This window comes from Streptomyces sp. Alt3 (assembly GCF_030719215.1).
In the GTDB taxonomy this organism is placed as follows: Bacteria; Actinomycetota; Actinomycetes; order Streptomycetales; family Streptomycetaceae; genus Streptomyces; species Streptomyces glycanivorans.
This window is the reverse complement of record NZ_CP120983.1, coordinates 1,091,627-1,113,684: the sequence shown is the minus strand read 5'-3', so window position 1 is coordinate 1,113,684 and position 22,058 is coordinate 1,091,627. Positions and strand designations below refer to the sequence as shown.

Below are 22,058 nucleotides of genomic sequence, written 5' to 3'. Positions count from 1 at the left end.
AGCGTCGCAGACGGCGGTGCATCCGGAGGAACCGGGTTCTGCCGCCTACAGGGCCTCCGGACCCCGCTCGCCCGTGCGGACCCGCACAGCGGTCTCCACCGGCACCGCCCACACCTTGCCGTCGCCGATCTTGCCGGTGCGGGCGGCGCGGACCACCGCGTCCAGGACCGGCTCCGCGTCCGCGTCCTCGACCAGCACCTCGACACGGATCTTGGGGACGAGGTCCACCCTGTACTCGGCACCCCGGTAGACCTCGGTGTGGCCGTGCTGACGTCCGTAGCCGCTCGCCTCGGTGACGGTCATCCCGTTCACGCCGAGGTCCTGCAGCGCGGTCTTCACCTCGTCGAGGCGGTGCGGCTTCACGACCGCGGTGATGAGCTTCATGGGGCGGTGCTCCTGTCCTGGAGACGAAGTACGGACTGACCCGGCGCCTGCGCGGCGGCATGACCCAGGCCGCCGTGATCGTAGGCGCTCTCGGCGTGGACCGTCTGGTCCAGGCCCGTGAGTTCCTCCTCCTCGGAGGCCCGCACGCCCATCGTCCGGTCGATCACCTTGCCGATCCCGTAGGTCACCAGGAAGGTGTACGCGGCCACGGCGAGCACCGCGACGGCCTGCCGGGCGAGCTGGCCCGCCCCGCCGCCGTAAAGGAGACCCTCCGCCCCGCCGGTCATCGCGGACGTCGCGAACAGCCCGATGAGCAGCGTCCCGACGACACCTCCCACGAAGTGCACGCCGACGACGTCCAGGGAGTCGTCGTAGTCGAGGCGGAACTTCCAGGCGACCGCGTACGAGCAGACGACGCCCGCCACGAGTCCGACGACGGTGGCGCCGAGTACGCCCACGGTCCCGCACGCGGGGGTGATCGCCACCAGGCCGGCGACGACGCCGGACGCCGCGCCGAAGGTGGTCGGGTGCCCGTCGCGCCGCTGCTCGACGAAGAGCCAGCCCAGCAGCCCGGTGCAGCCCGCGACGAGGGTGTTGAGGACCGATGCGGCGGCCAGGCCGTTGGCGCCCAGCGCCGAACCGCCGTTGAACCCGAGCCAGCCGAACCACAGCAGGCCCGCGCCGAGCATCACCATCGGCAGGTTGTGCGGACGCATCGCGTCCTTCTTGAATCCGATCCGGGGTCCGATCACGAGGGCGAGGGCCAGGCCCGACGCTCCGCACGTGATCTCCACGACGAGCCCGCCGGCGAAGTCGAGGGCGCCGAGGGCGTCCACGATCCACCCGCCCGGCCCCCATACCCAGTGGGCGACGGGAACGTATACGAGGAGGGTCCACACCGGCACGAAGACCAGCCACGCCGCGAACTTCATACGGTCCGCGATCGCCCCGCTGATCAGGGCGGCGGTGAGGATCGCGAACGTGAGCTGGAACGTGGTGAAGAGCAGGGTGGGAACGCTGCCGGTGAGATCGTCGGGGCCGATCCCGACCATGCCGACATGTCCGAGTCCGCCGATCAGGCCCGCGAACGTGTCGTCGCCGAACGCCAGCGAGTAGCCGGCGACCAGCCAGACGACCGTGACCAGCGCGATGGACACGAAGCTCATCATCAGCATGTTGAGGACGCTCTTGGTGCGGACCATGCCGCCGTAGAACAGGGCGAGGCCCGGCGTCATCAGCAGGACGAGAGCGGTGGCGGCGAGGAGCCAGGCGGTGTCGCCTGTGTCGAGGCCTGCCGAGGCCAGGGTCACGGGGGTCAAGAGGGGGTCCCTCCTCGGGGCGGCGTGGGGTCCGGCCCAGAGAGAGTCGCGGGCGTGCGTTTCACACAGGACGCCGTCGCGTTTCCGGGATGTTTCATTGCGTGAAGGTGACCGAAACCTCACTGTCCCGGCGCGGACGCGACCGAGCCCCCACCGGTCCGTCCAGGTGGTGCGGACGGACCGGCGGGGGCGTGGCGGTCACGTGCGACTACGGCGTCACCCTGTTGCCGCCGAAGGTGACGACGAGGGAGCCGTCGTCGGCGAAGGACCAGTCCATCGCACCTGAGTACGCTGAGCACGCCGGCCCGTTGGAGCCGGTCCAGAACTGGTTGGAACTGTCCGCGTCACCCACGGTCTTGTCGTTGGAACCGTCGTCGCCGCGGCAGGAGACGTTGTCCCGGAACACCGAAGTGCCCTTGTCGAAGGAGAAGTTGCGCTCGGCGTTGTCGATACTGACGTTGTCCGACACCGCCATGGAGCCGGGGTTGCTGTTGTAGGTGAATCCGTGGTGGCCGTTGCCGTAGGCGATGTTGCGCCGGACGATGTGGTCGACCTCGATGCCGTCGCCGCCGAGCTTGTAGCCGTTGCGGTCGCCGTCGGAGTTCACGGTCCCGTCGGAGAGGGTGCCGTTGTCGTAGGAGAGGGAGTCCTCGATGGTCACCGGTCCGATGGGGCCCGTCTCCGACTTGGTGTAGAGGTCCCAGCCGTCGTCGATGTTGTTGTGGGACACGGTGTACCGGAAGACGTTCCCGGGGCCCGAGGTGAGTTTCGAGGCGAAGCCGTCGGCGTCCTCGCCGTCGGAGTCCGCGTTGTCGTGCGATTCGGAACTCAGGACGAGGTTGTTCGCCGGCCACTCGTCGTCGGGTGTGTCGGAGGCGATCCGCGAGATCTGCAGGCCCGAGTCGTGGTTGAAGCGCGTCACGACGTGCTCGATGACGTTGTCGCTGCCACCGACGAAGATCCCGTTGTCGCCGGCGTGCTCGACGACGACGCCGTCCACGTGCCAGTAGGCGCCGTTCACCGCCAGGCCGCGGTTCGCCGGGTCCTCGCTCATGGCGGCGAAGTTCAGGACCGGGGTCTCGTCCGGATAGGCGGCGAGTGTCGTGCGGGCTGCCGAGGTGCCGTCGTTGCCCGGCGGGATGGTGACCGTCTCGGAGTACGTGTACGTCCCGCCGCGCAGGTAGATCGTCCCGCCGGAGGAGACCCGGCCGATCGCCGAGGAGAGGGTCGTCGGGTCGGACTGCGTACCGGCCGCGTCGTCGCTGCCGGACGGTGCCACATACAGGGCGTCCGCGGCCAGGGAGCCGGCGTCGGTGGGGGTGGAGGTGGCCTGAGCGAGGGTGCCGGACAGTGCGACGAGCGAGCCGGCCAGCAGGCTGACACACGCGATGACGGGCTTCTTCTTCTGCATCGTTCGTCTCCAGGTCGGGTTGGTTCCGCCGGCCGGCGGGCGTCGGGGCGGCGCATCCGGCAACTCCTCGGCGGAGGAGCCCGGTCCGGTGCGGGAGCGACCGGAGCGGGCGGGGCCGAGCGGGCACATGGGGGTGGCCCTTCCTGTCGCGGAGCGACGAGGTGCTGCAACCGGCTCGTCCAAGTTTCTGAACCGCTGGTGCGACCGACACCACGCCGGGTGGGGGGCAAGCGCTTTCTCGGACCGTAAACGCCTGTCGTGACCGCGTCAAGACATCTGTACGTGATCAGAGTTCATAAACCTGAACATTGGGCGGAAGGGGTGAAGCGCCCTCACCGCCGGACGCGCAGGTGGGAGCCGCGCGAACGCACGTCGGATTTCCGCGCGAGGTCCATGTCGGATTTCCGCCAGCCGCCGGGCCTTCCGGTGCCCGATGCTTGGACCATGCACACCGACACCGAGCGCTGCGTGCGGGCCGTCCGCTCGAAGGACGCCCGCTTCGACGGCTGGTTCTTCACCGCGGTCCTGACCACCCGGATCTACTGCCGGCCCAGCTGTCCGGTCGTGCCGCCCAAGGCCAGGAACATGACCTTCTACCCCAGCGCCGCCGCCTGCCAGCAGGCAGGCTTCCGCGCCTGCAAGCGGTGCCGCCCCGACACCACCCCCGGCTCCCCGGAGTGGAACGCACGCGCCGACTCCGTCGCCCGGGCCATGCGCCTCATCCAGGACGGGGTGGTCGACCGCGAAGGTGTGCCGGGGCTCGCCGCCCGGCTCGGCTACTCCGCCCGGCAGGTCGAGCGCCAGCTCCTCGCCGAACTCGGCGCGGGACCACTCGCACTGGCCAGGTCCCAGCGTGCCCAGACCGCCCGGGTCCTCATCGAGACCACGGAACTCCCCATGGCCGAGATCGCCTTCGCCGCCGGGTTCTCGTCGATCCGCACGTTCAACGACACCGTGCGTGAGGTCTTCGCCCTCGCCCCGGGAGAGCTGCGGACCCGCGCGGCACGAGGGCGCCGTACGCCAGGGACCCCCGGGGTCATCGCCCTGAGGCTGCCGTACCGCGCCCCGCTCACCCCCGGAAACCTCTTCGGACACCTCGCCGCGACCGCGGTGCCCGGCGTGGAGGAATGGCGCGACGGTGCCTACCGCCGCACCCTCACCCTCCCGCACGGGCACGGCATCGTGGCCCTCACCCCGCAGCCCGGCCACATCGACTGCCGGCTCTCCCTGACCGACCCCCGCGACCTCACCCAGGCCATCAGCCGCTGCCGCAGACTCCTCGACCTGGACGCCGACCCGGTCGCCGTGGACGACCAGCTGCGCTCGGATCCGCTGCTCGCCCCGCTGGTCGACGCCGGCCCCGGCCGCAGGGTGCCGCGCACGGTCGACCCGGCGGAGTTCGCCGTACGCGCGGTGCTCGGCCAGCAGGTCTCCACAGCCGCCGCCCGCACCCACGCGGCCCGGCTGGTCCGTGCCCACGGGATTTCGGTGGAGGACCCGGAAGGCGGTCTGACCCACCTCTTCCCGACCTCCGAGGCGCTGGCCGGTCTCGACCCGGAGGCGCTGGCCCTGCCACGCAGCCGGCGCACCACCCTCACCACGCTCGTCGCCGCGCTCGCGGACGGGTCCCTGCGGCTGGAGGAGGGCGCCGACTGGAGGGAAGCGCGCACGGAACTGGCCGCGCTGCCCGGCTTCGGCCCCTGGACGGTCGAGGTCATCGCCATGCGTGCCCTGGGGGACCCGGACGCCTTCCTCCCCACCGACCTCGGCATCCGCAGGGGAGCCGGACAGCTCGGTCTGCCGGCGACCCCCGCCGCTCTCACCGCACGCGCCGAGCAGTGGCGCCCCTGGCGGGCGTACGCCGTGCAGTACCTCTGGACCGTCGACGACCACCCCATCAACCATCTGCCCGCCTGAGGGCGTGAGGACGAACCATGACCACCACACCCACGACCCCCGCACCCACGACGAGCAGGCAGCACAAGGTCGTCGACAGTCCGTACGGGGCACTCACCCTCGTAGCGACCGACGGCGTGCTGGCCGGTCTGTACATGACGGGGCAGCGGCACCGGCCGCCCGAGGAGACCTTCGGCGTACCCGATCCACGGCCCTTCGCCGAGACGGTCCGCCAGCTCGACGCCTACTTCGCGGGGGACCTGACGGAGTTCGACCTGCCGCTGTGCCTGGCCGGCACCCCGTTCCAGCGGAGCGTCTGGGCCGAACTCGTGCGCATCCCGTACGGCGAGACCCGCTCCTACGGCGAGCTCGCCGAAAACCTCGGCAAACCGGGCGCCTCCCGCGCGGTGGGCCTCGCCAACGGCAGGAACCCGGTCGGGATCATCGTCCCCTGCCACCGTGTCGTGGGAGCCTCGGGGAGCCTGACGGGGTACGGCGGCGGGCTGGACCGCAAGCAACGGCTGCTCGCCTTCGAGCGCGGTACGGAGGGCGAGTCGCCCGCCCTGTTCTGAGCGGCGTCGGACGCGTTCCCGGCATCGGCGGCCGGGCCGGGCACCCGGCCCGGCCCGCACGCTCAGCCCGCGAAGATCTCGACGACCGACCAGATCGCCAGACCGAGCATGCACAGCCCGCCGATACGCTGCACGGTCTTCAGCGGCACCCGCTTGGCGATGAACCGGCCGGCGAGCAGCGCCAGCGCGGACACCGACATGAGGGCGATCGCCGAACCGATGGCCGTGGACCAGGCACCGTTGCTCGCGGCGAGGTTCGCGGTGGTGATCTGGGTCAGGTCACCCCACTCACTGATGAAGACCGCCATGAACGCCGTCGAGTAGACCGGCCAGAACCCCGTGACGGTCTTGATCTCCTCGTCCTCCTCCTCGTCACCCGAACCGCTGCGCAGCAGCATGAACGCGCCGAACGCGAAGAGGGCGGCCGAGACGAGCTTGACGATCCAGTCGGGCAGCAGGCCGATCAGCCCGCCCGCTCCGACCGCGATGGCGACGTGCACGACGAAAGCGGACGAGGTGCCGAACCAGACGTAGAGCGGCCGCATACGGGTGCCCATGGCCAACGAGGCGAACATCGTCTTGTCGGGGAGCTCCGCGAGGAAGATCAGGCCGAAGGCGGTGAGAATCGCCAGGAGGTCGAGATGCATTCCGGGTGGCTTTCTGTGAGAGCCGGGCCCCGGGCCGTTCGCGAAGCGCCACTCGGGCTCCTACGGAGGACCACTCGGCCCGGCATGACGGCATCGCCCGCAGGGCGCGGGCGTGTCATACCTGACCGAAGGTCTCGCCCACCCGTAAGGATCTACGAGCCCGGCCACCGGGAACCCGAGGGCTCCAGTGTGTCGACGACCGGTTTTCGGGGCTACTCCCCTTCGCAGCCGTCAACGATACCCCATCGGACCTGCGGCTGGGCGGCTCGGTACAGTCCTGGGACGACCGTCACGCCGTCCCCGGGAGTGCCCCCGCATGAGCCGCCGTCCCCGCAAGACCGCCGGAACAGGGCCGTCCCGGCCCACGGTGAGCGTCTGCCGGGGCTGCTGCTGCGGCACCCCGAAGATTCCGGGCGTGGACCACGCCGGGCAGCTCGCGCAACTGCGCAACTCCCTCGACGGGGCCGCCACCGTGCGGGCGGTGGAGTGCCTGGACGCCTGCGAGCACGGCAACGTCATCGTCGTGCAGCCCTCGGCCGAGGGCCGCCGTGCCGGAGGCCGTCCCGTCTGGCTCGGCCTGGTCAACGACCCGCAGGCCGTCGCCGACATCGCCACGTGGGCGGGGGAGGGCGGCCCCGGCATCGTGGACCCGCCGGAGATCCTGGACCTGTACGCCTTCAGCCCTTCCCGCCGGATCCGGGCCGGGCTGGAGGAGAAGGAGTCCTAGAGGATCCGCCGGCGTCGCGGCCCACAGGACAGCGCCCCATCCCGCGGCGAAGGAGAGCCGAAGAGGAACCGGGCACCGTGCTCCTCTCAACCGCCTTCGGACAGCCGTTCCAGCAGTGCGGGCAGCGCCGTCCCGATGGGCTCGCGCACCGTCTCCTCGGCCAGCTCGTCGTAGGGCGTCGGCTCCGCGTTCACCACGAAGAGCCGGGCCCCGTGCTCCACCGCGATCCCCGCCAGTGAGGCCGCCGGCTGCACCTGGAGCGTCGTACCCACCGCGATGAACACCTGGCTCGCCTTGGTGATCCCCATCGCCTCCGCCAGCACCTGGGGATCGAGCCGCTCGCCGAACATCACCGTCGCGGACTTCAGGATGCCGCCGCAGACCGTGCACGGGGGGTCCGCTTCACCCGCCTCGACCCGGGCCAGCGCCTCCTCCATGGCCGACCGTGCGTGGCAGCGGGTGCAGACCACCTCGCGTGCCGTGCCGTGGAGTTCGACGACCTTACGGGCGGACAGCCCCGCCCTCTGGTGCAGTCCGTCGACGTTCTGCGTGATCACCCGGACCGGGGTGCCCGACCGTTCGAGCGCGGCCACCGCACGGTGGGCGGCGTTCGGCTCGGCGTTCCACGCCTCGGCGTCGCGGCGCATCAGCCAGGAGCGGCGCCGGATGTCCGGATCGGTCATGTAGAAGTCGTAGGTGACGAGCTTCTCCGCCTCCGGATCCTTCGTCCAGAGGCCCTGCGGACCGCGGTAGTCGGGGATGCCGGAGTCCGTGGAGACACCGGCGCCGCTGAGGATCGCGACGAGAGTCATGGCCGGAGCCTACGGACGGGGTCGTCCCGCCGCGATGACATTTCCGCGGTCACCCCATAAGGTCCGGGCCATGGCCAAGGTCGACGTCGGTCTGGACGCGCAACTCGTCGTGGAAGTCATGGTGCTCGCGGGCATCGGCAATCCGCAGGACGCGGTGGAGGCGGTCGTACGCGACTACATCGCGCGCGGCCACCGCACCGAGGCGCGGGCCGCCGAGCAGGACGACGCGCGGCGGGAGGCCGACGCCAGGCCGCAGGACCCCCAGGGCTGACCCCTCACCCCGGGACCCGTACGCCGTCCTCCAGCTCGACCGCCCCCGCGCCGGAGTCCAGCGCCTCCAGCGCCGCCGCGATGCGCAGCCCCAGCTGCCCGGGCAGGTGGCCGGCCAGGTCGGCGCGGTCCACCAGCCGCCAGGAGAGGAGTTCGTCCTCCTGGATCCGGATCGCGTCGAACTGCTCCTGGTCCAGGACACCTCCGTCGTAGACGTAGGCGACGATCGGAGGACGTGCCGCGCCACGGGACCAGTCGACCGCGAGCAGCCTGCCCGGCGCGAGGTCGAGGCCGATCTCCTCCGCGGTCTCGCGGCGCGCGGCCTGCCGGGGACTCTCGCCGTCGCCCGACTCGATGGTCCCGCCGGGCAGCGCCCAGCCCTCCCGGTAGTTCGGCTCGACGAGCAGGACGCGTCCCCGCCCGTCCCGGAAGAGGGTGGCGGCCCCGGCCATTACTCGGGGGAGCCCTGCGATGTAGGTGGCGTAGTCAGAGGAGGTCACAGGGGCAGCGTAGGGGCCCCGCACGCGGTTCCGGACAGCCATGGGCAGATCAGGGGTGGTCCCGATAAGGTCGGGGCGGCGCGACTGCCTGTTCGAAAGCAAGGGATGCAAGGTGACGGACGGAGCAGCGATGGAGACCCCCCACGTGCTCGTGGCGGCGGACAAGTTCAAGGGCTCACTGACGGCCGTGCAGGTCGCGGAGCGGGTGACGGCCGGGCTCCGGCGCGTCGTACCCGGGGCGAGGGTCGAGACCCTGCCCGTCGCGGACGGCGGGGACGGCACGGTCGCCGCGGCGGTCGCAGCCGGGTTCGAGCGCCGGGAGACACGGGTGACCGGCCCGCTGGGGACCCCCGTCACGGCGGCGTACGCGGTGCGCGACACCACCGCGGTGGTGGAGATGGCCGAGGCCTCCGGCCTCCAGCACCTGCCGGCGGGGGAGTTCGCCCCGCTCACGGCGACGACGTACGGCTCCGGGGAACTGCTGACGGCCGCCCTCGACGCGGGCGCCCGGACGATCGTGTTCGGTGTCGGCGGCAGCGCCACGACGGACGGCGGCGCGGGCATGCTCTCCGCGCTCGGGGCGCGCTTCCTGGACGGCGACGGCAAGCCCGTCCCCCCGGGCGGCGCCGCACTCGCGGAGCTGGCCGAGGCCGACCTGACGGGGCTGGACCCCCGGCTCGCGGACGTCGACCTGATCCTGGCCAGCGACGTGGACAACCCGCTGACCGGCCCCAAGGGCGCCCCCGAGGTCTACGGACGCCAGAAGGGGGCCACCGAGGACGACATCGCGGTCCTCGACGCCGCGCTCGTCCACTACGCGTCCGTGCTCGGACCCGGGACCGCGGAGCTGCCCGGAGCGGGTGCCGCCGGAGGGATCGGCTACGGCGCCCTGGTCGCGCTCGGCGCACGCTTCAGGCCGGGCATCGAGGTCATGCTCGACGTCCTCGGCTTCGCCCCCGCGCTGGCCCGCGCCACGCTCGTCGTGACCGGCGAGGGCTCGCTCGACGAGCAGACACTGCACGGCAAGGCCCCGGCGGGCGTCGCCGCCGCGGCGCGCACCGCGGGGGTGGAGACCGTCGCCGTGTGCGGACGCCTCGCCCTGCCGCCGGAGGCGCTCGTCCGGGCCGGTATCAGCCGGGCCTACGCCCTGACGGATCTGGAACCGGACCCCGCCGTCTGCATGGCGCAGGCCGGGCCCCTGCTGGAACGCGCGGCCGAGGCGATCGCCCGCGACTTCCTGTCCTGACGCACCGCCACGAGGGGGAGTCCGCCTGGCTCCCCCTCGCATGTGCGACACCCTGCCGAAGAGGCGGCTTCCCGGACTCACGGGTACGGTGCCGTCAGCCTGAAGGCGTCCAGCGCCAGCATCATCTCGATCAGTTCGCGCGGCCGTGACAGCGATCTCGAGGTGAGCCGCTCCAGTCTCCGCAGGCGGTTGAGCACGGTGTTGCGGTGGCAGTACAGGCGCCCCGCCGCCCTCCCCGCCGACCCTCCGCACTCCAGCCACGCCTCCAGCGTCCGCACCAGCAGCGCCCGGTCCGCCGGGTCCAGCGCCAGCAACGGGCCGAAGACGTCCGCGACCAGCCGGGCCGACAGCTCAGGCTGGCTCACCACCAGCGCCGTGGGCAGTCGCTCCTCCAGCCGCACGATCTCCGTCGTCCCCGGCGGACACGTCAGCAGCGCCAGCTCGGCCAGCCGGCGCGCCGTCCCCAACCCTGCCAGGCCGTCCGCCACCGGGCCGACGCCACCCGGCCCCGGGCAGCACCGCACCAGCAGCGCGACGAGCGCCGCCGGATCCCGGTCGCCCAGGGCGACGACGACGCACTCGCGGTCCGCCCGCTCGCGCCGGAAGAACCGCAGTCCTTCCGCCTCCATCGCCACACCCGCGGGCCCGCCCAGGCCCGCCCGCAGCACAGCGACCGCGTAACGGCCCTGCTCCGGCACGCCAAGACCGCTTGCCGCGCGTGCCGCGAGGCCCGGTTCCGCCCGGCCCTCCAGCAGCGCGTCGAGCAGTGCCCCGCCCCGCTCGTCACCGCGCCGCCGCATGTTGTCGCTCCGTCCCGCAGCCGAGCAGTTCATGGCTGGTGAGGATGCCACCGGCCACCCCGGGCACGGCGGCGCATCACCTCCCTCTGTGCACGCGCACAACCGGGCCCTTCGAACACTGGTCACCCGCAGCGATTGCGCCCGGGGCCGTGGACGCGCGCCGCGCCCGCTGCTGGTCTGTGGCACCACGACGACCAGACGGAAGGAGGAGGACGCATGGCAACGCTCGAGATCCGCGAACTGTCCGTGGGCTACGGCCCGGTACGGGCACTGCGTGACGTCTCCGTCGACGTGCCGGCCGGCGCGATCACCGCCGTACTCGGCGGCAACGGCGCCGGCAAGACCACGCTGCTGCGGGCCGTGTCGCGGACCCTCGGCTTCCACCGCGGGACGGGCACGGGCACCATCCGCTTCGACGGCCGCCCCCTGGACGGGCTCCGCCCCGCCCAGGTGGTGGCGGCAGGAGTGATCCAGGTACCGGAAGGCCGGCAGGTGTTCGCCCGGATGACGGTGGCGGACAACCTGCGGGCCGGCGCACTCGGTGCACGCGGCGGGCGCAAGGCCGCGGCCGCCGCCCTGCACCGCGTACACGAACTGTTCCCGGTGCTCGCCCAGCGCGCGCACCAGCGCGCCGGACTGCTGTCCGGGGGCGAGCAGCAGATGCTGGCGATGGGCCGCGCCCTGATGGCCGGCCCCCGCCTGCTGCTCCTGGACGAGCCGTCCCTCGGCCTCGCCCCGCTGATGGCGGCCAGGATCGCCGAGACGATCCAGGAGATCAACGCGGGCGGCACCTCGGTGATGCTCGTCGAGCAGAACGCGGCCATCGCGCTGCGGCTCGCCTCCACGGCGTACGTCCTGGACGTCGGAGAGGTCGCACTCGACGGCCCCGCCGACGAGCTGGCCGCCTCCGACGAGGTACGCCGCCGCTACCTCGGCGTCGTCGACGAGACGGCCGCCGAGGACGCGGCACAGGCTGAGGACACCACCCGCACCCTGAGCAGGTGGTCCGAGTGACGACCTCCCCGGCCCCCCTCACCGTGCGCGACGTGACCGTGCGCTTCGCCGGACTCACCGCCCTCGACGCGGTGTCCTTCACCGTCGAACCGGGCAGTGTGCACGCAGTCATCGGGCCCAACGGCGCGGGCAAGTCCACCACCTTCAACGTGCTCTCCGGCGTCTACCGCGCCACCTCGGGCACCGTGCACCTCGGTGACACCGAACTCACCGGACTCGCCCCGCACAGGATCGCCGACCTCGGCGTGGCCCGCACCTTCCAGAACCTGGCACTGCCGCCGCACGCCACCGTCGCCGAGAGCCTCATGCTCGGCCGGCACAGGCTCACCCGCGCCGGGTTCGTGGCCTCCGGACTGAGGCTTCCCTCCGCGACCCGGGAGGCCCGGCGTCATCTCGAACGGGTCCGGGAGATCGCGGAGTTCATCGGCCTGGCCGAGGAACTCGACTTCCCCGCGGGCGCCCTCCCGTACGGCAAGCAGAAGCTCGTCGAGCTCGGCCGCGCCCTGTGCATGGAGCCCGAGGTCCTGCTCCTGGACGAGCCCATCGCGGGCATGACCGCCGACGAGCGCCGCCGCACCGCGGCCGTCGTCGCCGGTGTGCGCGACAGCCTCGGCATCTCGATCGTCATGGTCGAACACGACATGGGGGTGGTGATGCGGCTCGCGGACGCGGTGACCGTACTCGACTTCGGACGCAGGATCGCGGGTGGCACGCCCGCCGTGGTGCAGAACGACCCGGCCGTCGTGCAGGCCTACCTGGGGGCACAGGAATGACCACCTTCATCGAACTCCTCCTCGGCGGCCTGTCCATCGGTTCGGTCTACGCACTGATCGCCCTGGGCTTCGTCGTCATCTTCAAGGCGACCGAGGTCGTCAACTTCGCCCACGCCTCACTGCTCCTGGCAGGCGGCTACGTCACCGCCGTGCTCCACGACGACATCGGCTTCTGGCCCGCGCTCGGCGTCGGGATCGCAGGCGCGGCCGTCGTCGGTTCGGCGGTCGAGTTCTTCGTGATGCGCCGCTACCGGGGGAGCGACCAGAGCGTCCTGGCCATCGTCACCATCGGCGTCGACATCCTCCTCACCACCGAACTCGTCCGGCGCATGGGCACGGACGTCATGTCACTGGGCGACCCCTGGGGCGACGACGTCGTCACCATCGGGGGCGTCACCCTCGCCGAGACGCGGATCGCGGCGTTCCTCGTCGCGGGGCTGCTCATCACGGTGTTCCTGCTCGCCTTCCGCTTCACCTCGTGGGGCGTCTCCATGCGGGCCGCGGCCGAGAACCCGCAGACCGCCGCGCTGATGGGCATCCGCCTCGGCCGGGTCTCCCTCTCCGCCTGGGCGGTCGCCGGAGCGCTCGCCGCCGTCGCCGCGCTCTTCCTCACCGTGTTCCCGACCCCCGGCCTGGAACGGGCCACCTCACTCGCCGCGCTCAAGGCGTTCCCCGCCGCGATCCTCGGCGGTCTCGACTCCACGACCGGGGCACTCGTCGGAGGGCTCCTCGTCGGAGTCACCGAGTCACTCGCCACCGGCTACCAGAGCGACCTCTCCTTCCTCGGACGCGGCATCGGAGACCTCGCGCCGTACCTGGTGATGGTGGTCGTCCTGCTCGTCCGGCCGGCGGGACTCTTCGGTACGAAGGAGCTGTCCCGTGTCTGAAGCCACCAAGGACGCCGCCAAGGACGCCACAGCGCCGGCCACCACAGCCGGGGCGGCCCCCGCAGCGGCGGCGTCGATCACCGACCGGCTGCGCCGGCCCGCCCCCTACCTCTGGCTCGCGGGCTCGGTCCTGCTGCTCCTGTTCCCCTTCTACCTGGACCGGTTCTGGCTCCAGGCCGGACTGTTCGCCATGGCCGCCGCGATCGGGGCGATCGGGCTCAATCTGCTCACCGGCTCCACAGGGCAGCTCTCCATGGGGCACGCCTTCTTCCTCGCCGTGGGCGCGTACAGCTACTGCGTCCTGGCGGGGGAGAGCAGTACGGAGAACGGCCACGCCATCACCGGCCTGGGCCTGCCCACCTGGCTCGCCGCCGTCCTCGCCGTACTCCTGGCGGGCGCCGCGGGAGGGCTGTTCAGTCCCATCGCGGGGCGGCTCAGCGGTGCCTACCTCGGTATCGCCACCCTCGCGCTGATCTTCATCGGCCAGCACGTGCTGTTCAACGCGGGCTCGCTCACGGGCGGCTTCAACGGCCGTCCGGTGCCGCCCCTCTCGCTCTTCGGGTTCACCTTCGACGACACCGAGGTGGTCGTCGCCGCAGTGCCCTTCCAGTCGTCCGAGAAGCTCTGGTACCTGGGCCTGGCAGCCCTTCTGGCCGGCGGGCTCTTCGCCCGCGGGGTGCTGCGCGGCAGGCCCGGCCGGGCGCTCAACGCCATCCGGGACCACCGGATCGCCGCCGGCGTGATGGGGGTGCCGGTGGCCAGGTACCGGGCCGGCGTGTTCGTCCTGTCCTCCATGTACGCGGGCCTCGCGGGCGTCCTGCTCGCGCTGGTCTTCCAGCGGACCGTGCCCGAGTACTTCGGCATGATCCTGTCCCTCGAATACCTCGCCATGATCGTCATCGGCGGGCTGGGCAGCGTCGCGGGAGCCGTCATCGGCGCCGCGTTCGTGTCGCTGCTCCCACAGGTGCTCACCCACTACAGCGACTCCCTCCCCCTGGTGTCCGCCCCCGGTACGGGCGGAATCGCACCGGGAGAGGCGTCCCGCTATCTGTACGGCGCCGCGGTCGTCGCGGTCGTCCTGTTCCTGCCCGGCGGCATTGCGCGTCTGAAGACTCCAGGGGAGAAGAAGAAATGAAGCCACGTGTTGTCGGAGCCGTTGCGGCGGCTCTCACCCTCACCCTCGCCCTCGCGGGATGCAGCGGGAAGGCCAAGTCGTCGGACGACGGCGCCGCCGACAAGGGCGGGATGAAGACCGGGGAGGGCGTCACCGACTCGAAGATCACCCTCGGCGCCCTGACCGACATGACCGGGGTGTACGCCTCGCTGGGCAAGAGCGTCACCCAGGCCCAGCAGCTGTGGGTCGAGGAGACCAACAAGGCGGGCGGCATCTGCGAGCGGCAGATCGAACTGACCGTCCGCGACCACGGATACGACCCGCAGAAGGCGATCGGCGCCTACACCGAACTCGAACCGGACGTGCTGGGCTTCACCCAGTTCATCGGCTCCCCGTTCGTCGCCGCGGTGGAGTCACGCGTCGACGGCCAGGACAAGGGCATCGTCCTGCCCCAGGCATGGTCGGCGAACCTGGTCGGATCCAAGTACGTCCGCGTCATCGGCGCCACGTACGACGTCGAGACGATCAACCTGATCGACTTCCTGCTCGACGAGAAGCGCATCGCCAAGGGCGACAAGATCGGTCACGTCTACTTCGAGGGCGACTACGGCGAGAACGCCCTGGCCGGCTCCAAGCACGCGGCGAAGGAGGCGGGCCTCACGGTCGTCGAGCAGAAGATCAAGCCGACCGACAACGACATGACCGCCCAGGTCTCCGCGCTCAAGCAGGCCGGTGTGAAGGCGGTGATCGTCAGCGCGGGTCCGCGGCAGGCGGCCTCGCTGGTGGGTGTCGCCGCGGCCACCGGCTTCACAGTCCCGGTCGTCGGCAACAACTCGGCGTACGCCCCGCAACTGCTGGCCACCCAGGCGGGTGCGGCCCTGCAGAAGGACTACTACGTCGGTGCCTCCACCCTGCCCATCGGTGACGCCGGAGCCGGCCCGGCCAAGCTCGCGAAGGCCTATGCCGCCAAGTACCCCAAGGACGGCCTCGACAACGGCGTCATCGCCGGATACAACGCGGCATCCGTCTTCGGTGAGGCGCTGAAGAAGGCCTGCGAGTCGAAGGACCTGAGCCGTGAGGGCGTCGACAAGGCGCTGCTCACGATCAAGGACTTCGGTGCCGACTTCGGGATCTCGCACGACTTCACCGATCCGTCGGCGCCCTCCACCCGGCAGACCGTCGTCATGAAGCCCGACGCCAAGACCCCCGGCGGCCTCAAGGTGGTCCGCCCGGCCGAGGTCGCCCCGGCGGCCGAGAGCTTCGCGCCCACGTCCTGACCCTCCCCGCACAGAGACGGGCCCGGCCTGCTGAGGCCGGGCCCGTCCGTGTGCGCGATCAGCTGGTGTAGGCCTCCAGTTCGGACAGCTGGCCCGCCGGCCAACCGGTGTTCGCGGTGAACGTCAGCCGCAGGTACCGCACCGGGGTTCCGGTGAGCGTCACCGTCGCGGTGTTACCGCTCGACGGGTTGAACGTGTACCCCGCCGGAGCCTTCAGCGAGTTGTAGGCGGAGTTGTCGGTGCTGCCCGTCACACCGATCGTCTGGGTGCGCGTCGCCCAGGCGGCGGCCGGTGGCAGCTTGAGCACCAGCCGCCCGACCGACTTGGCGGCGCCGAGGTCCACGGTGACGGACTGCGGGAAGGCGTTGTTACGGCTCTCCCAGTAGCTGTCGGCGTTGCCGTCCACCGCGTTGCCCGCGCCGTACACGTCGGCGTGGCCCGTCTCCGTCACGGGGCGCCCCTGAGCGAGGTTGCCCGTCTCCTCGGGCGGATCCGTCGGGTCCGGGGGGTCGGTCGGGTCTGTCGGGTCCGTGGGGCCGCCGCCGCCCCCGGGGACACCGCCGTTGGTCCACACCGGGGCGGGCCAGACACCGGTGCAGGCGGGCGGGTTCGCGTACCAGCCGGAGTTGCCGGTGCCCTGGGTGATCTGGAAGCCGCTTCCGACGCAGTTGTGGATCGGGTTGGACTGGGCGATGTGCGTGGCGACGACCTTGTTGAACGAGGCCGTGCCCGGGGCCTGGATCTGGAGGGCGTACGTACCGGCCCCGTCGATCTTGATGTTGTCGAAGTGCAGCCCGTTGCTCGCGCCCTCGATCAGGTGGATCGCGGCGTAGGAGCTGTCCAGGATCTCGCTGTCGGTGATGTTGATCGTCGCACCGTTGATCGGCTCGTTGAGACCGCTGAACCAGATCGCGCCGACGCCGAACCGCCAGTTGAAGTCGTTGTTCCCCGTGCGGATCAGGGTGTTGCGGGCGGCGGTGTGCGTACCCGAGACGGCAGTGCCCTGGCCCGAGTTGACGCCCGGGTACCGGTTGGCGATGTGCAACCCACCGCCGTTGCTGACGGTGTCCGACATGACGTTGTCGGAGATCGTGATGTCCTTGCCGCCGTACGTCACGATGTTGTTGGCCAGGATCGGCAGGATCACCGTGTTGAACGTGAACTTGTTCTTGACGTTCGGGACGTTCTCCGCCCACATCGCCAGACCGTCGTCACCGGTGTTGCGGACGAAGGTGTTGGTCACCGTGGAGTTCGTGACCCCGTAGTGGAAGTTCACCCCGTCGGCGGTCTGGTCCAGGATCCGGCTGTTCCTGATGGTGAAGTCGTCCATCGGACCGTCCATCCAGGCGCCGCACTTGGTGTGCTGCATCCAGACGTTGTCGACGACCGAGTTGGACATGGCCCCGCCGATGGCGTTGACCTGGTCGTTGTCCACCCGCTCGCGGATGTCGCCGATGATGGCGAAGTCCTTGAGGGTGACGTTGCTGCTGCCGCCCTGGGCCGAGTACTTCCCGTAGACCCCGACCGCCTTGCTGCGGTCCGTGGGGTGGCGGCCGGTCAGCACGCTGTACCAGGGGCCCGCGCCGCGCAGGGTCACCTTGTCGACGACGATGTGGTCCTGGACCTTGAAGGTGCCCTGCGGGATGTACACCTCCTTGCCCTGGCCGCGGCCCGCGTCGACCGCCGCCTGGATCTTCGCGGTGGAGTCGGCGGCCCCCGTCGGGTCGGCGCCGAAGTCGCTCACCACGTCCAGCGCACCCGACGGCTTGCCGACCGGCGCGCCGACCTGCTCGAAGTCCGCCAGGTCGATGGTGAACGACGGTGAGGCGGCGGTGGAGGTGACCTGGAGCCGGATCTTCGTACCGGCGGCCAGGGTGGACCCGAACATGGTCCGGGTCTCGTCGTAGAAGTGGTGCGGATCGGTGTCGCCCGGGTTGTTGTTGAACGGGTAACCCCCGTAGTACCAGCCGTACTTCGACGTCACCGGCACGCTCTTCAGCGAGGAGCCGTTGACCCGCAGGTCGAGAGAGGCGTCCCGGCCCGTCCCGGCCGCGTTGTCGGGCAGCGAGTAGCGGAAGGTCATGGCGTTCGCGGGGGCGGTGAGCGTGAACTCGACGTACTCGCCGACGGAGTCGAGCGTGACCGCCTGCCGGCCAGACGCCTCTGAGGGCAGCGACCCGTAGAGACGGTCGGGGCCGATCAGGGAGCCGTTGGTGGCGGCGTACTCGGCTTCCTGCTCCTTGAACGGGACGGTGGCGCCCCGGCCGGATATCCCGACGGGGGACGGTGCGGTTACCGCGGCGGCCTGTGCGGGGGGAGCGCCGGCCAGTACGACCGCGGCTGCGGTGCCCGCGGCGGCCAGTGCGAGGGAGAGGGAGGCGGACAGGGAGCGTCGGAGGAGACGTGGTCCAGCGGGTGGTGGGGTCACGTGTGGGTCGTCCTTGCGGCTCGTGGGGCTCTTCGGACGCCCCACAGGCTAGGAGTAGTTCAGTAAAGAAGTCCACGGTGCTGCGCAAGATTTCGTCTGCATCGCTCAAATAGGTGACTCGACACGGGAATACCGAGCGGGCGCATCGGGCGTATGACTTCAAGAAATGAAGCTTGTCATGTTCATTGACAGGCGTTCCGTCCTGCTGGCTTCATGTGGGCAACGGAATGGGAGCGCTCCCATCGATCTGCCCGCCTCACCCCCATGAAGGGCGACAACGGATGAAGCCATGGAAGAGAATGCGGCTGGGTACGGCTCCGGCCGCCGCGGCGATCGCCGTCGCGTTGCTGATGACGGGGTCCGGCCCCGTCTCCGCGCGGCCGGCATCCGAGGCCCCGGCGGCACGGACCGCCGCGGCCGGGACGGACTGGCTGCACACCGAGGGCAACAGGATCGTCGACGAGCAGGGCAACGAGGTCTGGCTCACCGGGGCCAACTGGTTCGGTTTCAACGCGACCGAGCGCGTCTTCCACGGGCTCTGGTCGGCCAACCTGGACACGATCACCCGGCAGATGGCGGAGCGCGGCATCAACATCCTCCGCGTCCCGATCTCCACCCAGCTGCTGCTGGAGTGGAAGAACGGGCAGGCCACGACGTCCAGCGCGGTCAACACCTGGGCCAACCCCGAACTCAAGGACAGGACCACACTGCAGGTGTTCGACGCCTTCCTCGCGGTCGCGGAGAAGTACGGCATCAAGGTGATGCTGGACGTCCACAGCGCGGAGGCCGACAACTCCGGCCACGTCCACCCCGTGTGGTGGAAGGGAGCGATCACCACCGAGCAGTTCTACTCCGCCTGGGAGTGGGTGACCGCCCGTTACAAGGACGACGACACGCTCGTGGCGATGGACGTCAAGAACGAGCCGCACGGCACGCAGTCGGACAGTCCCCGGGCGAAGTGGGACGGCTCCACGGACCAGGACAACTTCAAGTACACCTGCGAGACGGCCGGCAGACGCATCCTCGCGATCAACCCCCACGTCCTTGTCATGTGCGAAGGCGTCGAGATCTACCCCAAGGACGGGGCGAACTGGTCCTCCACCTCGGCGGCCGACTACCACGGCATGTGGTGGGGCGGAAACCTGCGCGGCGCGAAGGACCACCCGGTCGATCTCGGCGCCCAGCAGGACCAGTTGGTCTACTCCCCGCACGACTACGGTCCGCTCGTGTACCAGCAGCCCTGGTTCCGGGGCGAGTGGAGCCGCGCCACGCTGGAGCGGGACGTCTGGGACCCCAACTGGCTCTACCTGCACAAGGACGGCACCGCACCTCTGTTCATCGGTGAGTGGGGCGGTCACCTCGACAACGGCCCCAACCAGAAGTGGATGACCGCCCTGCGCGATCTGATCGTGGAGAACGGCATCCATCAGACCTTCTGGTGCATCAACCCGAACTCCGGGGACACGGGCGGCCTGCTGGGCTACGACTGGGCGACCTGGGACGAGGCCAAGTACGCGCTGCTCAAGCCCGCCCTGTGGCAGTCCGGCGGGAAGTTCGTCAGCCTCGACCACGAGGTCGGGCTCGGCGGCCAGGGCAGCACCACCGGCATCAGCCTGGGCGACCTGTACGGCGGCTGAGCCCGCCCGCGCCCTGCGCACCGCCTCCTGAACGCCCTGGGGCGCCGATGAAACCCCACCGCCTCGGCGCCCCAGGGCTCTCCACCCGTACCGCGACGGTGTCCGGACCGGCTGTTCCGGCGACGTTCAGCTCTCCTCCGGCAAGGCGTTGATGAGCAGCAGCGCGATGTCGTCGGTACCCGGGGTCGCGCGTTTCGCGTACCGCACGAGCGTGTCGGCGACGGACTCCATGTCCTGGTCCAGCGCGAGGGCGAACTGTGCGGCCAGATCCGCGGCGGCGTCGTCGAAGGCCACCCCGGGCGCCTCCACGAGCCCGTCCGTGTACAGGGCGAGCGCCCCGCCGGGAGGCAGCGGGAACTCGGCCGTCGGGTAATGGGACGTGGGATCGATGCCGAGGAGGAGGCCGGGCGGCAGATCGAGGACCTCGGTCTGCCCGTCCGGCTGCCTGAGCAACGGCGGGGGATGGCCCGCGGTGGCCATACGGGCGGTGTGCCCGGCGAGGTCGAGATGGACGTAGAGGCAGCTGGTGAAGAGGCCGGGGTCGAGGTCGGTGAGCAGCCGGTTGGTCCGTGCCAGGACCTCGTCGGGCGGAGCGCCGGCGGAGGCGTGCACGGCGGTGCGGACCTGCCCCATGAGCGCCGCCGCGTTCTCGTTGTGTCCCTGTACGTCGCCGATGGCGGCGGCGGCCGTGGTGTCGTCCAGCCGGATCAGGTCGTAGAAGTCCCCGCCGATGCCCATGCCCCGGGTCGACGGGAGGTAGCGCGCCGCCACGTCCAGCCCGGTGATCGCGGGCAGCGTCTGGGGCAGCAGATGGGCCTGGAGGCTGTGCGCGAGCCGGTCCTTGGTGTCGTACAGCCGGGCACGGTCCAGCGCCTGGGCCAGCAGCCCCGCGATCGAGGTCAGCAGCGCGCGTTCCTCGGGGTCGAAGGAACGAGGACGGTCGTAGGCCAGGACCAGCGACCCGACCGGATGCCCCGAGACGATCAGCGGCAGGAAGGCGGAGGCGGCCACCACGTCGCGGAGGCCCGCCGAAGGGTAGGCGCGATCCAGCTCGGTGAAGGTGGGGTAGAAGTCGGGGATCCCCGTCATCAGCACGTGCGCGGCGGGCGTGGCGGAGGTCAGCGGGGCCCCGTCGAATCGCTCCATGAGCGCGGGACGGCTGCCCCTGGCGCCCTCGATCCTCAGCCGCCCCTCCGCCGACGTCATCACCACGAGCGTCTGTATCCGGAAGGCCGGCATGAGCTGGTCGGCGGTCAGCTCGATCACGTCCCGTGTCCCGACCGCCTCGGTGAGCGTGGCCGCCAGGTGCATCAGGTGGTACAGGGCGGTGGCCCGGCTGGGCACCGCGGAGGAGGTGGGCAGCGCGGGTGCCGGGATGTCCCGGGGGCCGGGCCGCGAGGTCGGCACGATCCGGACGCTGATGCCCGTGTTGCTCGGGAACAGATGGAAGGACAGCCATCGGTCCGGTGGCCGCAGCACGGTGAAGGACGTCTGCTGGCGGCCGATGACGGCTGCCCGGTAGTGGTCCTCGACAGCGGGGTTGTCCAGCCAGGGGAGCGAGTCCCAGGGAAGGGTCCCCAGCACGTCCTCGGCCCGGGTTCCCAGGAGCCCCGCCGCGGCGTCGTTGATGAAGACGACCGTGCCGTCGATGGCCAGGGCGCAGCTCCCGCCCGGCAGCCGCCGGACGAACTCCGCGACGGCCGTGGCCTCGGCCGGGCCCGGGACCTCCGGTTCCGGCGGGGGCAGCACCCGTGGCTGCGTGCCGGGCAGGATCGGGTAACCGCTGCTCTCGGCCTGCTGCAGGAGCATGCCGATGCCGTGGCAACCCTTGACGACGGCCTCACGCTCGTCGGGTGCCAGGTGCGGCGAGTGCGAACCGGGCCAGAGCAGCGTGAGTCCGCCCCGGGCCGTGGACCCGGTGTGGATGGGGGCGGCGCCCAGTGCGAACTGGTACGGCAGGACGAGCGCGGGCCGCGGATAGCGGCGTGCGAGCTCCTCCTGGCTGCCGAGCCAGATCAGACAGCGCAGACGCACGGCGTCGGCCACCGGTATCGGTGCGGACAGCGGCACCCGGGTCCACGGATGCGCCAGCTGGCCCGGCACCCCGGCGAGCACGGCCAGGTGCAGTGTGGCGTCGTCCGGCGACAGCAGGTACAGCATCGCCACGGAGGCACCGGTCTCGCGCACCACGTGGGCGACGGCGCTGTCGAGCAGCTCCGTGCCCGAACCCGTGGCCGAGAGGGACGTGACATGGTCCTGCACGCCTTCCAGCGTCTCCCGTGACAGGCGGCCGCGCACCCGCACGGGGACGCCGTGCCCCGGTGACGATCACGCCGGTGCGGGG

General features: G+C 71.1%; 20 protein-coding genes. 11 read left to right on the top strand and 9 right to left on the bottom strand.

Annotation, left to right across the window (positions count from 1 at the left end; translation table 11 throughout):
- Window positions 1-45: 45 nt before the first annotated feature.
- From P8A20_RS04975 to P8A20_RS04965, 3 genes are all read right to left on the bottom strand, one after another.
- Window positions 46-384: a P-II family nitrogen regulator gene (locus P8A20_RS04975; protein ID WP_147960193.1), complete on the bottom strand. Its 339-nt coding sequence runs from the start codon at window positions 382-384 to the stop codon at window positions 46-48.
- Window positions 381-1,703, bottom strand: a complete 1,323-nt coding sequence (locus P8A20_RS04970; protein WP_147960194.1) for an ammonium transporter — start codon at window positions 1,701-1,703, stop codon at window positions 381-383. The genes P8A20_RS04975 and P8A20_RS04970 overlap by 4 nt, the downstream gene beginning before the upstream one ends.
- Before the next feature lie 208 nt (window positions 1,704-1,911).
- Window positions 1,912-3,114, bottom strand: a complete 1,203-nt coding sequence (locus P8A20_RS04965) for a right-handed parallel beta-helix repeat-containing protein (protein ID WP_187282162.1) — start codon at window positions 3,112-3,114, stop codon at window positions 1,912-1,914.
- A gap of 444 nt (window positions 3,115-3,558) precedes the next feature.
- Between P8A20_RS04965 and P8A20_RS04960 the strand changes: the two genes are divergently transcribed.
- Both P8A20_RS04960 and P8A20_RS04955 read left to right on the top strand, forming a co-directional pair.
- Window positions 3,559-5,031, top strand: coding sequence for a DNA-3-methyladenine glycosylase 2 family protein (locus P8A20_RS04960; RefSeq protein WP_306102946.1), 1,473 nt, complete (start codon window positions 3,559-3,561; stop codon window positions 5,029-5,031).
- Window positions 5,032-5,048: 17 nt separating this feature from the next.
- Complete coding sequence (locus P8A20_RS04955) at window positions 5,049-5,582, top strand: methylated-DNA--[protein]-cysteine S-methyltransferase (RefSeq protein ID WP_306102945.1); 534 nt, start codon at window positions 5,049-5,051, stop codon at window positions 5,580-5,582.
- A 62-nt stretch (window positions 5,583-5,644) separates the two neighbouring features.
- Here P8A20_RS04955 and P8A20_RS04950 read toward each other — a convergent pair whose 3' ends face one another.
- A complete protein-coding gene (locus P8A20_RS04950) occupies window positions 5,645-6,229 on the bottom strand; it encodes a TMEM165/GDT1 family protein (protein WP_147960197.1) in 585 nt (194 codons plus the stop codon).
- A gap of 316 nt (window positions 6,230-6,545) precedes the next feature.
- Between P8A20_RS04950 and P8A20_RS04945 the strand changes: the two genes are divergently transcribed.
- Complete coding sequence (locus tag P8A20_RS04945; protein ID WP_147960198.1) at window positions 6,546-6,956, top strand: (2Fe-2S) ferredoxin domain-containing protein; 411 nt, start codon at window positions 6,546-6,548, stop codon at window positions 6,954-6,956.
- A gap of 86 nt (window positions 6,957-7,042) precedes the next feature.
- On the opposite strand, the gene P8A20_RS04940 is transcribed toward P8A20_RS04945, so the two are convergent.
- Window positions 7,043-7,768 (bottom strand): SIR2 family NAD-dependent protein deacylase, encoded by a 726-nt coding sequence (locus P8A20_RS04940; protein WP_147960199.1) that lies wholly within the window; start codon window positions 7,766-7,768, stop codon window positions 7,043-7,045.
- 70 nt (window positions 7,769-7,838) lie between these two features.
- Between P8A20_RS04940 and P8A20_RS04935 the strand changes: the two genes are divergently transcribed.
- Entirely contained in the window at window positions 7,839-8,039 is a 201-nt protein-coding gene (locus tag P8A20_RS04935) for a DUF2191 domain-containing protein (protein WP_147960200.1), read from the top strand.
- A gap of 4 nt (window positions 8,040-8,043) precedes the next feature.
- Here P8A20_RS04935 and P8A20_RS04930 read toward each other — a convergent pair whose 3' ends face one another.
- On the bottom strand, window positions 8,044-8,538 hold the full coding sequence (locus P8A20_RS04930; protein WP_147960201.1) for an NUDIX domain-containing protein: 495 nt from the start codon (window positions 8,536-8,538) through the stop codon (window positions 8,044-8,046).
- A gap of 130 nt (window positions 8,539-8,668) precedes the next feature.
- Here P8A20_RS04930 and P8A20_RS04925 point away from each other — a divergent pair, with 130 nt between their 5' ends.
- Complete coding sequence (locus P8A20_RS04925) at window positions 8,669-9,784, top strand: glycerate kinase (protein ID WP_147960202.1); 1,116 nt, start codon at window positions 8,669-8,671, stop codon at window positions 9,782-9,784.
- Window positions 9,785-9,861: 77 nt separating this feature from the next.
- Here P8A20_RS04925 and P8A20_RS04920 read toward each other — a convergent pair whose 3' ends face one another.
- Window positions 9,862-10,617, bottom strand: a complete 756-nt coding sequence (locus P8A20_RS04920; protein ID WP_306102944.1) for a PucR family transcriptional regulator — start codon at window positions 10,615-10,617, stop codon at window positions 9,862-9,864.
- 183 nt (window positions 10,618-10,800) lie between these two features.
- Here P8A20_RS04920 and P8A20_RS04915 point away from each other — a divergent pair, with 183 nt between their 5' ends.
- The 5 genes from P8A20_RS04915 to P8A20_RS04895 are packed head-to-tail and all read left to right on the top strand — an operon-like array spanning window position 10,801 to window position 15,649.
- On the top strand, window positions 10,801-11,598 hold the full coding sequence (locus P8A20_RS04915; RefSeq protein ID WP_147960203.1) for an ABC transporter ATP-binding protein: 798 nt from the start codon (window positions 10,801-10,803) through the stop codon (window positions 11,596-11,598).
- Window positions 11,595-12,371 (top strand): ABC transporter ATP-binding protein, encoded by a 777-nt coding sequence (locus P8A20_RS04910; RefSeq protein WP_147960204.1) that lies wholly within the window; start codon window positions 11,595-11,597, stop codon window positions 12,369-12,371. The genes P8A20_RS04915 and P8A20_RS04910 overlap by 4 nt, the downstream gene beginning before the upstream one ends.
- Window positions 12,368-13,258 carry a branched-chain amino acid ABC transporter permease gene (locus P8A20_RS04905; protein ID WP_103514469.1) on the top strand — a complete coding sequence of 297 codons (891 nt, stop codon included), beginning with the start codon at window positions 12,368-12,370 and terminating at the stop codon, window positions 13,256-13,258. The genes P8A20_RS04910 and P8A20_RS04905 overlap by 4 nt, the downstream gene beginning before the upstream one ends.
- Window positions 13,251-14,393 (top strand): branched-chain amino acid ABC transporter permease, encoded by a 1,143-nt coding sequence (locus tag P8A20_RS04900; protein ID WP_147960205.1) that lies wholly within the window; start codon window positions 13,251-13,253, stop codon window positions 14,391-14,393. The genes P8A20_RS04905 and P8A20_RS04900 overlap by 8 nt, the downstream gene beginning before the upstream one ends.
- Window positions 14,390-15,649 (top strand): ABC transporter substrate-binding protein, encoded by a 1,260-nt coding sequence (locus P8A20_RS04895; RefSeq protein WP_306102943.1) that lies wholly within the window; start codon window positions 14,390-14,392, stop codon window positions 15,647-15,649. Before P8A20_RS04900 ends, P8A20_RS04895 begins: the two co-directional genes overlap by 4 nt.
- A gap of 58 nt (window positions 15,650-15,707) precedes the next feature.
- Here the strand turns inward: P8A20_RS04895 and P8A20_RS04890 are convergent, their stop codons facing one another.
- Entirely contained in the window at window positions 15,708-18,077 is a 2,370-nt protein-coding gene (locus P8A20_RS04890; protein ID WP_306102942.1) for a galactose-binding domain-containing protein, read from the bottom strand.
- Window positions 18,078-18,358: 281 nt separating this feature from the next.
- On the opposite strand from P8A20_RS04890, the gene P8A20_RS04885 reads away from it, so the two are divergent.
- Complete coding sequence (locus tag P8A20_RS04885; RefSeq protein WP_306102941.1) at window positions 18,359-19,714, top strand: glycoside hydrolase family 5 protein; 1,356 nt, start codon at window positions 18,359-18,361, stop codon at window positions 19,712-19,714.
- A gap of 126 nt (window positions 19,715-19,840) precedes the next feature.
- Here P8A20_RS04885 and P8A20_RS04880 read toward each other — a convergent pair whose 3' ends face one another.
- On the bottom strand, window positions 19,841-21,976 hold the full coding sequence (locus P8A20_RS04880; protein ID WP_306102940.1) for a SpoIIE family protein phosphatase: 2,136 nt from the start codon (window positions 21,974-21,976) through the stop codon (window positions 19,841-19,843).
- Window positions 21,977-22,058 lie beyond the last annotated feature (82 nt).